This window comes from Leucobacter chromiireducens subsp. chromiireducens, assembly GCF_016758255.1.
In the GTDB taxonomy this organism is placed as follows: Bacteria; Actinomycetota; Actinomycetes; order Actinomycetales; family Microbacteriaceae; genus Leucobacter; species Leucobacter chromiireducens.
Map to the genome: position 1 here is coordinate 280,719 of NZ_QYAD01000001.1, position 14,279 is coordinate 294,997.

Genomic DNA, 14,279 nt, shown 5'->3' on the forward strand with positions numbered 1-14,279 from the left:
TGGCCGCTAGGCCATTGTGGGAGTGTTCCAGAGGTTGAGCTTCGTGCCAATGCCGTCGCGCACCGCGTTGCGGTAGACGTGCGTGGCCCACGCGACGTCCTCGACCGGCATGCCGCCCACCGAGTAGATGAACACCTCGTCATCGTCCGTGCGACCCGGGGTCTTGCCCTGGATGATCTCGCCGATGTCCTCGAACTGCTCCGGGGTCATGCGGCCGTCGCGCACACGGTCGACGAGGTGCATGCCCCAGATGCCCACGGTCTCGTGCGCGGGCGCGGGGAGCTCCTCCGCCCAGGCCTGGTAGATCTTGCGCGCGTCGGCGACGTGGCGGGAGCGCTCGGTGAGCGACTCGTCGAGTGCGAGGTGGGCGGAGCAGCAGATGAACGCGCCGGGCTTCACCCACTCGTCGCGCACGCGCGGGTAGTGCTCGGAGCCTGAGGGGCTCGGCACCGCGATGCTGACAATGTCGGATTCGCGCACGGCGGCCTCCATGTCTGCGACCTGCTCGATCGTGGTGATCTGCGGGAAGCGCTCGCGAGCCCAGGCGATGAACGCGTCAACGCCAGCCTGGCCGCGCCCCGAGACCTTCACGGTGGTGATGCCGGGGCGCACGGCCATGAACGACTCGAGTGAGGTGCGGTTCATGGGCCCCGGGCCGACGATGCCGACCGTGGTGGCGTCTTCGCGGGCGAGGTAGCGTGCGCCAACGCCGGGGATCGCGCCGGTGCGGTACGCGCTCAGCAGGTTTGCCGACATGATGGCGAGTGGTGCTCCGGTGTCCTTGTCCGACAGTGTGAACATGAGGATCGAGCGGGGGAGGCCGCGCTCCTTGTTGGCCACGTTCGAGCCGTACCACTTGCAGCCGGCCACCTGATAGTCGCCGCCGAGGTAGGCGGGCATAGCCATGAAGCGGCGATCGGGCCCGTCGACCGGCATGCCGGGGAACTCTTCCGTCTCGGGGAAGTAGATCTGCGCGCCGTGCGAGTTGTTCTCGGTGCCGGCCATGCGGTAGTCGCCGGCGGCGAAGAGGCCGAGCATCTCCGTCATCGTGTCGACGCAGGCGGCCATATCCGTCACGCCCGCTCGAATCATGTCGGGCTCGCTCAGGTACAGGAAGTCGATCTGTGTGTCAGGGTTCGCGTCGCGTGTGGAATCGGTCACGTCGGTGTGTCTCTTTCGCTGGCTGACCCGGGCGGCCGTGCCCGGGCACGAGCGCCGCCGGTGGCGCTCGTGAGTGTCGCCAGCCTAAAACTATCCATTTGGATAGTCAAGTGCGCGTCTCGCCCGCCGCTCCACCCCTCTCGCGCAATCCGGGTCACTTGGGCAGGGTGTCGCGCAGGCGCGTGTAACGACACCCTGCCCAAGTGACCCCGATCCGAGGCAGTGGCGGGGCAGCGGCGGGACGGCGGCGGGGCGGGGTAGGTCAGGCCGCCTGGGCGGACACCAGTTTGCGGATCAGCCGCAGGGCGGGCGCCACGTCCGCGGGCGCAACGAGCTGCTTGAACACGATCCCGTCGAGGGCAAACCAAATGAGCTCGGTCAGCTCCACGTCTGCAACGCCCAGCCGGGTGAGCTGCCGGCCGATCGCCTCGCGGTACGAGGAGTAGTGCAGCTCAGCCAGCGCGCGCAACTCTGGCCGGCGGCGCGACTCGAGCAGCAACTCGTACTGGAACGACTGAATCTCAGCCTCCCGGTCGGCGAGCGATTCGATCCCCGCCGCAAACTCATCGCTTGTCAGCTCAGCCTGCAGCATGTTCGACTCCCGGAGGCTCGCGTGAATCGCGTACTCCATGGCCTCGGCGATGAGCTGATCCCGCGTGCCGAAGTGGTGCCGCACGAGCCCGTGAGACACGCCAGCCTCGGCCGCGACCGCGCGATAGGTGAGCGCGCGCAGTCCGCCCGCCGCAACGACCACAACGGTGGCGCGGATGAGCGCGGATCGGCCGGAGGCGTCGTTCATACCCCTGAGCGTACGCGAGAAGCGGCCCCGCCCGGCGTTGCCCCGCGCTGCGCCAATCACGCGCCCCACTGCGATGTCCGATTTCCGCGTGCGTGTGCGCCGATCGCGCGGAACAATGGACGAGTGATTTCCCCGCAGCTTGCTCTCCCGCTCGACGCCGACGCGTGCTACCGCGCCGCTTCCGGGCGCGATGCTCGCTGGGACGGCCGAATCTACCTGGGCGTCACGAGCACTGGCATCTACTGCAGACCCTCGTGCCCCGCGCGAAAGCCGCGCCAGGAGAACTGCCGCTTCTTTCCGAGCGCTGCGGCGTGCGTCGCGGCGGGGTTCCGCGCCTGCAAGCGCTGCCGCCCCGAGGCGGTACCGGGCACTCGCGACTGGGATGCGCGGGGAGACCTCGTTGCCCGTGCCATGCGCCGCATTCGTGACGGCGCGATCGACGAGGCTGGCGTCGCGGGCCTCGCGGCCGAGCTTGCGGTGAGTGAGCGCCACCTCCGGCGCATGCTGCTCGACTCGATTGGCGCGACGCCCGTGCAGCTTGCACGCACACGCCGAGCCCACGCGGCTCGTGCGCTCATCGAGGAGACCGAACTGCCGCTCGCAGACATCGCGTTCGCCGCGGGCTTCGGCAGCGTGCGCCAGTTCGGCGACACGATGCGCGAACAGTTCGGCGTCGCACCGTCCGCTCTTCCGAGGCGCCAGGCACAGTCTTCGCGTGACACCAGCAGATCGGGATCCGCGGAGCGGCCGAGCATCGCGCTGCGTCTCCACACCCGTGCGCCGTTCGACCCCGCGGCCATGCGCGCCTTTCTCTCCGCCCACGCGATTCCCGGCCGCGACGAGATCGGCGCGGCGCCGAGCGCGGAGACCGCCCATGCGATTGACGTGCCGGGCGGCACCGCCATCGCCCGCATCGACTGGAGCGCGGTGCCGCAGTTGGCCGCGCAGCCCGACGCCAGCGCGGGCGGGCTCGTCGGCATTCCGGTGGTGCTCGAGCTCCCGGGCCTTGCCGACACACTTCCCGCGATCCAGACGGTGCGGCGCATGCTCGACCTCGACGCGGATCCCGCGCAGATTCACGCCGCGCTCGGTTCGGACACAACGCTGCGCCCGCTCATCGCCGCGCGACCCGGCCTCCGGCTGCCCGCGGCCCGCGACCCGCATGAGTTCGCGCTCGCCACGGTGCTGGGGCAGCAGGTCTCGCTCGCCGCGGCCCGCACGCTGCAGGGGCGCCTGGTCGCCCGCTTCGCCCGCGAGGATCTCCCCGAACGCGGCACCGCCCCCGGCTTCGTCGCGCGAATTGACGTCGCGCGCGTCGCGGCGCTGCCCGTCGCTGAGCTCCGGGAAGAGCTGCGCATCACGGGCGCGCGAGCGGCCACGCTCTCGGCGCTCGCCGCCGCTCTCGCCGAGGGGCTTGATCTCGGGCCCGGAGCAGATCGGGATCGCGCGCGCGCCGAGCTCGCCGCCATCCGTGGCATCGGCCCCTGGACGGTGGAGCTTGTCGCGATGCGAGCCCTCGGTGACCCCGATGCCTACCCTGCGGGGGATCTCATCCTGCGCCGAGCGCTCGGGGTGGAGAAGCCTCGCGACGCGGAGCGGTTGGCCGAACCGTGGCGCCCGTTCCGCGGCTACGCGACCCAATTCTTGTGGGCAGATTTCCTGGCCGCACAGTCCCGAAAGGACACCCCATGAGCCCCGACCGCCCACTGGCCACCGCGACGATCGATGTCGTGGGGCACCCGTTTCGTGTGATCTGGACGCCCGAGGACGGGTTCGTTCGCGCCGCGGGCTTCGCCACAGCGGAGGACCCGCTGGCGCACAGCCTGCTTGAACGCCTGGCTCGGCTCGATGCCGAGCTGGGGGCCCGCGGGCTCGCTGCGGAGGAGACGCTGGAGGGGCCGATCCCGGATGCGGTGCGCGCCTACGCGTCAGGCGAGCACGCCGCGCTTGACACGATTCCCGTGGCACAGCCCGAGACACCGTTCCGTGGCGAGGTGTGGCGCGCGCTTCGTGGCGTGGCCGCGGGCGAGGCCGTGACCTACACCGAGCTCGCGGCTCGCGCCGGGCGGCCGAGCGCGGTGCGTGCGGCGGCGTCGGGGTGCGCCACGAACCTCGTTGCGCTCATCGTGCCGTGCCACCGGATCGTGCGCACGGACGGCGGGCTCGGCGGCTACCTCTTCGGTGTGCCGGTGAAGGAGCGGCTGCTCGCGCACGAGGGCGCAGAGTTTTCCGAGAAAAAGATCATCCATTCGGATGAGAGGAATCCGCCCCAACTCTGGTGAAACCCCAGCTCCGGCCAGATACGGTAAGGATCATGTCACCCCGTTTGCTGTTTCGGATCTTCGCGTTCGCTGAACTTGTTACCTGGGCGGGGCTCATCACCGCGCTCATTCTCCGCGGAACGGGGGTCACCGAGAACCTCGTGGGTCCCGCCGGTGGCGCACACGGTTTCGTGTTCCTGTCCTACTGTGTCGTGACCGTGTTCGTCTGGGTGAATCAGCGCTGGCGCACTGGCGTCGGCGTGCTCGGCCTGGTCCTCGCGATTGTGCCGTTCGCGACCCTGCCCTTCGAGCTGTGGCTCGACAAGCGAGGGCAGCTCGATGGCGGCTGGCGGCTCGCGCCCGGCAAGGATGCGCCGAAGGGCTTCGTCGAGCATGTGCAGGCGTGGGTGCTGCGGCACCCGTTCCTGTCCATCGTGATCCTGCTCGCGGGCGTGACGGTGGCGTTCAGCGTGCTGCTGTGGCTCGGCCCGCCGATCCCGAAGGCGTAGCACCCCCGGACACGACAAAGGCCCCGCAGAATGCGGGGCCTTTTCAGTTGGAGGGACCGACGGGAATCGAACCCGCGTTCTCAGCTTGGGAAGCTGATGTCTTACCATTAGACGACGATCCCAGGATGACGCCGGACCAACTATAGCAGGAAGCCCGGCCCCAAATCGCACGGCCGGGCGACGCACCGCGTGGCGCGCCGCCAGCCCGTCGCTACTGGCAGATCGCGCGCTCGGCGAGCGCCGCCGCCGAGTCTTCCGCAGACCAGGCCACCTCGGGTGCGGCGCCAGCTCCCGCCGCGATGGCGGTGAGCTGCAGGGCCAGCTGCTTCGCGAACTCTGCGCCCGCGGAGGAGTTGTTGAGCGCCACGACAACCGAGTAGCCCGACTCGGGATCGTGGTACGCGGCCGTGAGCGTGCCAGTGATCGCGCCAGCGCGACCGTAGAGCGGGCCGACCTTTTCCATGCCGAACGCCCACTGGCGGCCCTCGGTGTCGGGATCCTCGGTGGGGGTGCCCTTGTCGTCGCGCTTCGGGTTCTTCGTCGGCTGCAGCTCGGTGACCACGCCCGCGGACTTGCCGCCGAACGCGCCGTCGAGGTAGCTCTCGTAGAAGGCCTTCAGATCACCAACGGTGGTGACGGTTGCGCCAGCGCCGCCGAGCATTGTGGGGGAAACCTCGGGCACCGCAACCGGCTCAGCGTCGCAGACCGGCTTTCCACCGCTCATCGGGTAGGTGAGCGAGCCCAGCGTCGAGCCTGTCACCGTTGTCGCGTCGTCCTCGGGGTAGTACGAAGAACCCATCTTTGCCGGAGAGAACACGTGCTCCTCGAGCAGCTGCGGCATTTCCTCACCCGTCTTCACCTTGAGCACGCGCTCCAGGAGCACCGCGTTCGTGTCGGACTGGTGGAAGTCGAGGCCCGGCCACGACTCGGGGGAGTGCGCGAGGCCCTGCGCGAGCAGCTCCTGCTCGGGCCAGGGGCGCGTGGGGTTGTTCGCGAAGAGATCACCAAACGGGCCCTTGAAGTCGGCCACGCCGGAGCGCATGTCGCACAGCTGGCGGTAGGTGATGCCCTCGATACCCGACTGGCGGGTGAGATCCTTCGAGATCTCGCGGTCGAGATCGAGCTTGCCGGTGCCGACGAGGTCGAGCAGCAGCGCGCACATCACGGGCTGCGTCGCCTGCGCGCCGCGGATACGGCTGTTCCCGTCAACGGTGTCCGAGCCGAACCCCTGCACGTAGCTGCCACCGTCGCCGGAGCTCCACACGCCCACCACTGCCTCGGTGGACTTGCTGAGCGCGAGCGCGGACTCAACCGCGGTGTTGATGCTGCCAGCGAGGCCCTCGTCGATCGTGTTGACGTTGCCGGCGCCGGAGCCGCTCGTGCCGCCGGAGCAGCCGGTGAGGCCGAGGGCGGCGGCGGTAACGAGACCGACGAGTGCGAGGCCGGTGCGATGCGCACGTTTCAGGATCAAGCTCGACCGCCAATCTTCGCGGGATACCGCAGGGACTACAGAACAGTAGGGAAGTCTACTGCGTCGTGGGTGCGGAGGCGCTCAGGGAAGGGAGCGCAAGTCTGAGAACCGGCCATACATGAGATGTGGACCCGTGTAGCTGCCGTGAGAAACCGCACCAGCGCGCCGAAGTGAGGCTGCCCTTACTAGACTGATGTGGTGACGATCTTTACGGATAAAGTGGTGGCGGCTGTGACTGGGCACATGAACGGTGACCACACAGACGATAATCTCCTCATCGCGCGAGCCTTCGGGTACCCCGAGGCCATGGCCAGCACGATGGTCGGCGTGACGGGCGACGCGGGCGTATGGCGCGTGGTCGACCCCGCCGGTGAGCACGAGCTCTCAGTGGCGTGGCCCGCGGGGGCCATCTCGGAGCGCCCCGAGATCCGCCGCGAGGTGGTGGCGCTCTACAACGCGGCCTGCGAGAAGCTCGGCGTGCCCGCACGCGAAGAGCACGCGCCCGCTGCGGCAGCCGATCACCACCACGGCGGTCACGAGCACGGCGGCCACGAGCACGGGGCCCACCACGGCGGCGGTCACCACGGTGCTGGTCACCACGGCGGCACCGATGAGGTCGAGGACGGCGAGAAGCCGTTCTCACGCGTGATCCGCGAGAGCTCCTGGGGGGACCACTCCGACAGCGAGGGTGCCACCTTCATGGAGGACATCATGCGTGGCACGGGCACCCGCCAGGACTACATCGATCTCGTTGCTCAGCACTTCTTCATGTACGAAGCGCTTGAGGCTGCCTCCGAGCAGCTCGCGCAGGATCCCGCGTTCGCCGGCTTCCACCCGGGCGGACTCGTACGCATGGCCGCGCTCGAGGAAGATCTCGCCCACCTGATCGGCGCCGACTGGCGTGAGCACATCGCCCCGGTGCCCGCCACGGCGGCGTACGCGGCGCGAATTCGCGAGATCGCCGACGAGGGCTGGGCGGCCGGCATCGTCGCGCACCACTACACGCGCTACCTTGGCGACCTTTCGGGGGGCCAGATGATCGCGAAGCGCGTGGCGAAGCAGCACGAGCTCGAACACGCGGGCATCGCCTTCTACGACTTCGCGGGCCTCGGTTCGCTTGTGGACTTCAAGAACGCCTACCGCGCCGAGCTCGACGCGCTGGGCGAGCGGCTTGACGAGGCAGAGCGGGCACGCATGCTCGACGAGGTGCGCACGGCGTACGCGTTCAACACCGCGGTGTTTGTCGACCTCGGCGCAGCGAAGGCGGCGGCCGCCTAGCTCCCGCAGACGCGGATCAGCACGCGCCGCCCGGCATTCTCGCCGGGCGGCGCGTGCTGCGTTGTGGGGCGCAGCGATCCCGATCCCGAGCTGTGTGAGGCGCGCAGCGGACGCGAGTGTTAGCCGCGGACCTCGCGGTTCTGCATGAAGCGGACCACGTTCGGGTCGACGATCACGTCGCGCGGCTGCAGTGGGCGCTGGAGGAAGAGACCATCGAGTGACCGCACGCGGCTGAGCGCAACGTAGGTCTGCCCCGCGCTGAACGCTCGCGGCCCGAGGTCGATTACGGCGGCGTCATAGGTGTGCCCCTGCGACTTGTGCACGGTGACTGCCCACGCGAGGCGCAGCGGGAACTGCTCGAACTCGGCGACGACCTCTTTCTCGAGTTTCTTCGTCTCGGCGTCGTAGCGGTAGCGGTAGCGCTCCCACACGGTCGGCTCGACCTCGTACTCCTCGTCGTCGACCTCCACCCACACGGTGCCGTCGACGCGGGAGACCGTGCCGATGGTGCCGTTCACCCAGCGACCGTCGGCGTCGTTGCGGAGGAACATGACCTGCGCGCCGGGCTTGAGCTCGAGTACCTCGTCAGCGGGGTAGGTGTTCTCGCGGAACTCGCCGTTGATCTCCGCGACCGCGCGCAGGGCGCCGCCGCGGATCTCTGCGAGCCGCTCGGCGTTGATGCGGTTGACGGTCGCGTTCGTGGTCGCGAGCGTGATGACGTCGCGCGGGGCGGGGCGGGCACCCGCTGCGTTCAGCTCTTCCGCCTGGTCGGCAGTGACGACACCGTGGCGCACGGCGCCGAGGATCTGCTTGAAGCGGTCGTCGCGCTGGCGGTGCACCTCGACCAGCTCGATCGTTGCGAGCTCGGCGTCCTGCCACACATTCGCGTCGAAGAACCAGAGCGAGCGGTACGTGTCGGCGAAGTAGGCGCGCTCGTGCGGGTCGCGCGGCGGCACGGGGGGCAGCTGATAGGGATCCCCGAACATGATGATCTGGGCGCCGCCGAACGGGTCGTGCCGCTTGCCCCGTGCCTGGCGGAGTGAACGGTCGATCGCGTCCATCAGGTCGGCCGACACCATGGAGATCTCGTCGATCACGAGCGTATCGATCGAGGCGAGCATCTTCTTGAGCTCGGCTGGCTGATCGAGCTCCTGGTCTGCGATCACTCCCGTGGGCAGTCGCAGCAGTGAGTGGATGGTTTGGCCGCCGACGTTGAGCGCGGCGACGCCCGTGGGAGCGCAGACCGCGATGATCTTGCTGGTGTTCCACGCGAGGTGGTTCAGAATCGTGGATTTGCCCGTTCCCGCGCGGCCCGTCACGAAAATGTGCTCGCGCGTGTGCTCGATCCGCTCGTAGACGGAGAGCTGCTCGGGGGAAAGAGGGGGGCGGGCCACCGATCCAGGTTAGCGGCTTGCGGCCTGGACCGGGGCTCGGGTCACGCTGCCGTGGAGGCTGCGACTGCGTCGCGCTGGGTGCGGACCGGAAGGAGCAGGATCAACCCGACGATCAGCACGAGCGCGATGCCGAGAATGCCGAAGATTGCGGCGCCGCCGAGCGCCACCGTCAGAGTGAAGGCGCCGGGGGAGAGGAACGATACCGCGCGCCCCGTCGTGGCGTAGAGCCCGAAGATCTCGCCCTCGCGGCCAGCGGGAATGAGGCGGGTGAGGAAGGTGCGGCTCGCCGACTGCACCGGCCCCACAAAGATGCACAGCAGGAGACCGAACACCCAGAACACCCACGTGCCGAGGTCGGCAAGGATGAAGACGAGCAGCGCCGAGAGGATCATGCAGGCGAGCGACCACATCATGATCGGCTTGGCGCCGATCCGGTCTTCCGCGAAGCCCGCCACGATCGTTGCGAGTCCTGCCACCACGTTCGCGGCGATGGCGAAGATGATCACGGTGGTGGCGTCGAAGCCGAAGCTACGCGCGGCAATCACGCCGCCGAAGGTGAAGACGCCGGCGAGACCGTCACGGAACACTGCGCTCGCGACGAGGAAGAACAGGGTCTGGCGTGCGTTGTGCCAGAGGTCCCCGATTGTGCGGAACAGGGTGCCGTACGCGGTGACGACGCCACGGACACCCGGCTTACGTGCGGGGTCGGCGGCGATCTCTGGCACCGCGAAGAAGACCGGGATCGCGCTCAGGGCGAACCAGGCTGCCGACACCAGCATCGCGACGCGGATGTTCCACCCGCCCTCGTGTGTCACGCCGAACCAGCCGGGGTCGGGGAAGATGAAGCCGACGAGCAGGATCGCGAGCAGCACGATGCCGCCGAGGTAGCCCATGCCCCAGCCAAAGCCGGAGACGCGGCCGACGTTCGCGTTGGTGGAGACCTGGCTCAGCATGGCGTTGTAGCTGACAGTGGCGAACTCGAATGCCACGTTGCCGATCGCGAGCAGCACGAGGCCGAGCATCAGGTAGTTCGGCTCGGGGGCCACGAGTGCGAGGAGCGCGGTGCAGCCGACGGTGATCGCGGTGGTGATGCCGAGCCACAACTTGCGGCGGCCGGCGGCATCGGAGAGCTGGCCCGTGATGGGAGCGATGAGCGCCACGACGACACCGGCGATCAGCAGCGCGGTGCCGAGCTGCGCCGTGACCTCGTGCTCGGGCCCAAACGCCGGCTGCGTGATGTAGACGCCGAAGACAAAGGTGGTGACGACGGCTTGGAACGCCGCAGAGCCCCAATCCCACATCGACCACGCAAGGATGCGGCCCTTGCCGGCCGGGGCGGCCGGGGGAGTCGCAGCGGGAGGGACGACCGGCGCGGTTTCGCTCATGCTGCTCACAGTACTGGCTCCGCGGCCTGTGCGGGAGACCTTCGCTCCTTTGGGCTAAGCCGCAGATGTGGGTTTCGGCATCGCAGAGATACACTCGAGCTTGTTCATTCGATACTCATAGTTTTTGCCAAAGCGGATTTGGAGTTGTGCGCCTTGCCTGAATCACCCGTCGGACTCGTTGATGCGCCCGAAGTCGCTGATCTTCTTGGTGTTGCCCCGCACGCTGAAGCTCTTGCTGATTTTCTTTTGAAGTGTGCAACTCCAATGACGGTATCCGTCCAAGGGAGCTGGGGAAGCGGGAAAAGCTCAGTGATGGCGATGGCTGTGAATCGCGTGCGTGCTCGCGCCGACAGTAGCGTGAAGGTCGTTGAATTCAATACATGGCAATACTCACAGTTCAATCTTGGGGAGCAGCTGGCCGCAAACCTTATTCGCAGAATCGCGGACGCTGTCGCACCCCCGGCGGCGTCGCAAGAGCAACTGGATCGAAAGCGGAAGCTAAAACAGCATTTGGGGACGCTGGCTTTGGCCGGAGCAGATTTTCTGTTTGAGGAGGCCGCAGCCTGGGTGCCGCAAGGGCAGAAGCTGACTTCCTTCTGGAAGAAGTTGAACGAAAGGGCGAAGCAAGGAAAGCTCCGAGTTGAGCCGGCTGATTGCGTTGAAGCGATCACGGAGCTCCGGGACACCTTCGCAAACCTTGTTGCGGAATCCGGAGAGCGTGTGATCGTGCTTATCGATGATCTGGATAGGTTGGAGCCTCGGCGCGCTGTTGAGTTGCTGGAGTCAATCAAGATCTTCCTCGACGTTCCTGGCTGCGTGTTTGTGCTTGCTGTGGATATTGAGATTGTTGAAGAGGGTGTGAGTGCAAGGTATGGCAGTAGCGGTGACGCATCCAAGGACGCTGCGCGGGGGCGACGCTACTTTGAGAAGCTAATCCAGGTGCCATTTCACGTCCCGGTGTACGCCTATGACGTCACGGAACTCCTTGAAGCCGGAGTGCGCGCAGCTGGCCTCACTACGGGAGAGCATGCGAAGTCGTATTTGAGCTTTGCTCGTGAAGTTGGCAGCAGCAACCCTCGAGCGGTCAAGCGGCTGACAAACACCTTGGCTCTGCACAAGTTAGTTAAGACGGCGGAGTCTCCTGACTCCAGTGTTGGCGATCAGGGCGGTTTAGACCTCTTCGCAATGTTGTGCTTGCAGAGCGCGCATCCTGACGTCGCTGCTTTTGTGTACCAGTTGCAGTATGAGGGAGCGGGCGCCAAGGAACTTGTGCGGCTGATTGAGCGAGGCGAAGAAGGTGAAGAAGATGACTCTTGGGTGCCGGAAAACAAGCAAATGGGTGACGGGCGGGTCTGGGCTGAGGCCTGGGGGGCTGCAAAGAACATGTTGTACATGCTCAGGAAGCATTTCTCTGGCGGCGAGGATGGAACCATCAACGAGCAGAGGTTTCGGATTGCTTCTGAACAGGCAGCAGACGCCGATGGTCGACCAGGCCAATGGAACCTAATTGCGGACCCTGAGGGGATGCGCGAGCGTCTAAGCGAACTGGGGATCAATGGCAGGGATGTCGACTGGGGCTTTGAGTTTGCAGACGCGGCTTCGGAATTTCTTGTGCCAGTGGGGCAGAGCGGGCGAATGTGGACATTGAACTTCGCGGATCCAGGGCATAGGGGCCCCAAGCGTTTCGGCATGCTCAGTTTCGGCGTCAACAGGATGGGTCTCTCAATTGAGCGTGTCGCACGAGCCAATGAATCCGAGGAGACATTGCGAGGTCTTGGTGAAAAATGGGCGCGTGAACTCGGGGTGGAGTTCGGCAAGGGGAGTGAGCTTCCGCGGCTTGAAGTCTCGGCCTCCGATGCCCTCCCGGTGTTCGCTCGTGTGAGGTGGTACGGGCGGGAGCCGTTGCGGCCTGAGGTGCTCGCGAGGTTCGTGCGGGAACTTGTGGTTGGTTCGGGGGGCGAGGCCACGCCTGTCTGACCCGTGACCGAATCCTGAAAGTTGAGTGTGATTGGCTCAAGTTTGGGTGAATCGACTTGACTCGCTGGAGCGGCTCGGTAAACTTGAGTGCATCAGGCTCAAGGTCGGTGGATCCGATCCCGAGCGACCAGACCGCGGTGCCACACACGGTGCCGAACACACCAACACGAAGGAGCGCACATGTCACGTGCAGTCGGTATCGACCTCGGCACCACGAACTCGGTGGTTGCCGTTCTTGAGGGCGGCGAGCCCACCGTCATCGCCAACGCGGAAGGCTTCCGCACCACCCCCTCGATCGTCGCGTTCACGAAGGATGGCGAGGTGCTCGTCGGCGAGACCGCCAAGCGCCAGGCCGTCACCAACGTCGATCGTACGATCGCCTCCGTCAAGCGCCACATGGGCACCGACTGGAAGAGCGATGACATCGACGGCAAGCGCTACACCGCGCAGGAGATCAGCGCGCGTACGCTCATGAAGCTGAAGCGCGACGCTGAGACCTACCTCGGCGACAAGGTCACCGACGCCGTCATTACCGTGCCCGCGTACTTCAACGACGCCGAGCGCCAGGCGACGAAGGAAGCCGGTGAGATCGCCGGCCTCAACGTGCTCCGCATCATCAACGAGCCCACCGCTGCGGCACTCGCGTACGGCCTCGACAAGGGCAAGGAAGACGAGCTCATCCTGGTCTTCGACCTCGGCGGCGGCACCTTCGACGTGTCCCTCCTCGAGGTGGGCAAGGATGACGACTTCTCCACCATTCAGGTGCGCGCAACCTCGGGCGACAACCGCCTCGGCGGCGACGACTGGGATCAGCGCGTGGTGGATTACCTCGCTGCGCAGTTCAAGGCGTCGACCGGCGTTGACGTCTCCGGCGACAAGATCGCCCTGCAGCGCCTCAAGGAGGCCGCAGAGCAGGCTAAGAAGGAGCTCTCGAACTCGATGAGCACCCAGGTGCAGCTGCCCTACCTCTCGCTCACCGAGAACGGGCCGGCGAACCTCGACGAGACGCTCACCCGCGCGAAGTTCGAAGAGCTCACGAAGGATCTCCTCGAGCGCACCCGCAAGCCGTTCCAGGACGTTATCGCTGAGGCGGGCGTCAAGGTCGGCGACATCGCGCACGTGGTGCTCGTCGGTGGCTCGACCCGTATGCCCGCCGTCACCGAGCTCGTGAAGCAGCTCACCGGTGGCCGCGAGCCCAACAAGGGCGTCAACCCGGATGAGGTCGTCGCTGTCGGCGCCGCACTCCAGGCCGGCGTGCTGAAGGGTGAGCGCAAGGACGTGCTGCTCATCGACGTCACCCCCCTGTCGCTCGGTATCGAGACCAAGGGTGGCATCATGACGAAGCTCATCGAGCGCAACACGGCCATCCCCACGAAGCGCTCCGAGACCTTCACCACCGCTGAGGACAGCCAGCCGTCGGTCGCCATCCAGGTGTTCCAGGGCGAGCGCGAGTTCACCCGCGACAACAAGAACCTGGGTACCTTCGAGCTGACCGGCATCGCCCCGGCTCCCCGCGGCATCCCGCAGATCGAGGTCACCTTCGATATCGACGCCAACGGCATCGTGCAGGTGTCCGCGAAGGACAAGGGCACCGGCAAGGAGCAGACGATCACCATCTCCGGTGGCTCGACGCTCTCGAAGGAAGACATCGAGCGCATGGTGCGCGAGGCCGAGGAGCACGCAGCCGAGGACAAGCAGCGCCGTGAGGCAGCGGAGCAGCGCAACAACGCTGAGCAGCTCGCCTACTCCGTGGAGAAGCTGATCTCGGAGAACGAGGACAAGCTCCCCGAGGACATCAAGACCGAGGTGCAGGGCGACCTGGACGCGCTGAAGCAGGCGCTGGCCGGCGAGGACGAGGCTGCCGTGAAGACCGCCTCCGAGAAGCTCAGCCAGAGCCAGTCGAAGCTCGGCGAGGCGATCTACGCCGCGGCACAGGCTGAGCAGCCCACAGCGGACGGTGCCGACGCATCGAACGATGACGACGTGGTGGACGCCGAGGTCGTTGAGGACGACGAGTCCGAGAACACCGGAGAGCAGAAGTAAC

General features: G+C 66.8%; 11 protein-coding genes and 1 tRNA gene. 6 read left to right on the forward strand and 6 right to left on the reverse strand.

Annotated features, from left to right (window positions below):
* Positions 1-6: 6 nt before the first annotated feature.
* Together D3226_RS01330 and D3226_RS01335 are read right to left on the reverse strand one after the other, a co-directional pair.
* The gene (locus D3226_RS01330; RefSeq protein WP_202380631.1) at positions 7-1,161 is read right to left on the reverse strand and encodes an ornithine cyclodeaminase family protein; all 1,155 of its coding nucleotides are present in this window, start codon (positions 1,159-1,161) and stop codon (positions 7-9) included.
* A 262-nt stretch (positions 1,162-1,423) separates the two neighbouring features.
* Positions 1,424-1,960 (reverse strand): TetR/AcrR family transcriptional regulator, encoded by a 537-nt coding sequence (locus tag D3226_RS01335; RefSeq protein WP_202380632.1) that lies wholly within the window; start codon positions 1,958-1,960, stop codon positions 1,424-1,426.
* 123 nt (positions 1,961-2,083) lie between these two features.
* Between D3226_RS01335 and D3226_RS01340 the strand changes: the two genes are divergently transcribed.
* From D3226_RS01340 to D3226_RS01350, 3 genes are read left to right on the forward strand one after another with little or no spacing between them, the layout of a single operon-like run.
* On the forward strand, positions 2,084-3,652 hold the full coding sequence (locus D3226_RS01340) for an Ada metal-binding domain-containing protein (protein WP_202380633.1): 1,569 nt from the start codon (positions 2,084-2,086) through the stop codon (positions 3,650-3,652).
* The gene (locus D3226_RS01345) at positions 3,649-4,242 is read left to right on the forward strand and encodes a methylated-DNA--[protein]-cysteine S-methyltransferase (RefSeq protein WP_202380634.1); all 594 of its coding nucleotides are present in this window, start codon (positions 3,649-3,651) and stop codon (positions 4,240-4,242) included. Before D3226_RS01340 ends, D3226_RS01345 begins: the two co-directional genes overlap by 4 nt.
* Before the next feature lie 32 nt (positions 4,243-4,274).
* The gene (locus D3226_RS01350) at positions 4,275-4,730 is read left to right on the forward strand and encodes a DUF3817 domain-containing protein (RefSeq protein ID WP_202380635.1); all 456 of its coding nucleotides are present in this window, start codon (positions 4,275-4,277) and stop codon (positions 4,728-4,730) included.
* 48 nt (positions 4,731-4,778) lie between these two features.
* Here D3226_RS01350 and D3226_RS01355 read toward each other — a convergent pair.
* A tRNA-Gly gene (locus tag D3226_RS01355) sits at positions 4,779-4,852 on the reverse strand.
* 89 nt (positions 4,853-4,941) lie between these two features.
* Positions 4,942-6,201: a serine hydrolase domain-containing protein gene (locus tag D3226_RS01360; protein ID WP_202380636.1), complete on the reverse strand. Its 1,260-nt coding sequence runs from the start codon at positions 6,199-6,201 to the stop codon at positions 4,942-4,944.
* A gap of 198 nt (positions 6,202-6,399) precedes the next feature.
* On the opposite strand from D3226_RS01360, the gene D3226_RS01365 reads away from it, so the two are divergent.
* Complete coding sequence (locus D3226_RS01365; RefSeq protein WP_337248862.1) at positions 6,400-7,479, forward strand: biliverdin-producing heme oxygenase; 1,080 nt, start codon at positions 6,400-6,402, stop codon at positions 7,477-7,479.
* Between the two features lie 119 nt (positions 7,480-7,598).
* Here D3226_RS01365 and D3226_RS01370 read toward each other — a convergent pair whose 3' ends face one another.
* Complete coding sequence (locus tag D3226_RS01370) at positions 7,599-8,873, reverse strand: AAA family ATPase (RefSeq protein ID WP_202380637.1); 1,275 nt, start codon at positions 8,871-8,873, stop codon at positions 7,599-7,601.
* Between the two features lie 41 nt (positions 8,874-8,914).
* On the reverse strand, positions 8,915-10,258 hold the full coding sequence (locus D3226_RS01375; protein WP_202380638.1) for an MFS transporter: 1,344 nt from the start codon (positions 10,256-10,258) through the stop codon (positions 8,915-8,917).
* A gap of 153 nt (positions 10,259-10,411) precedes the next feature.
* Here D3226_RS01375 and D3226_RS01380 point away from each other — a divergent pair, with 153 nt between their 5' ends.
* On the forward strand, positions 10,412-12,235 hold the full coding sequence (locus D3226_RS01380) for a KAP family P-loop NTPase fold protein (protein ID WP_202380639.1): 1,824 nt from the start codon (positions 10,412-10,414) through the stop codon (positions 12,233-12,235).
* Positions 12,236-12,415: 180 nt separating this feature from the next.
* Positions 12,416-14,278, forward strand: coding sequence for a molecular chaperone DnaK (gene dnaK, locus D3226_RS01385; RefSeq protein ID WP_202380640.1), 1,863 nt, complete (start codon positions 12,416-12,418; stop codon positions 14,276-14,278).
* Position 14,279: the final 1 nt, after the last annotated feature.

What these genes read in the sequence shown, in the direction of transcription:
- dnaK (WP_202380640.1), top strand. Translation starts at nt 12,416, where the DNA reads ATGTCACGTGCAGTCGGTATCGACCTCGGCACCACGAACTCGGTGGTT.
- D3226_RS01350 (WP_202380635.1), top strand. Translation starts at nt 4,275, where the DNA reads ATGTCACCCCGTTTGCTGTTTCGGATCTTCGCGTTCGCTGAACTTGTT.
- D3226_RS01375 (WP_202380638.1), bottom strand. Translation starts at nt 10,258, where the DNA reads ATGAGCGAAACCGCGCCGGTCGTCCCTCCCGCTGCGACTCCCCCGGCC.
- D3226_RS01335 (WP_202380632.1), bottom strand. Translation starts at nt 1,960, where the DNA reads ATGAACGACGCCTCCGGCCGATCCGCGCTCATCCGCGCCACCGTTGTG.
- D3226_RS01345 (WP_202380634.1), top strand. Translation starts at nt 3,649, where the DNA reads ATGAGCCCCGACCGCCCACTGGCCACCGCGACGATCGATGTCGTGGGG.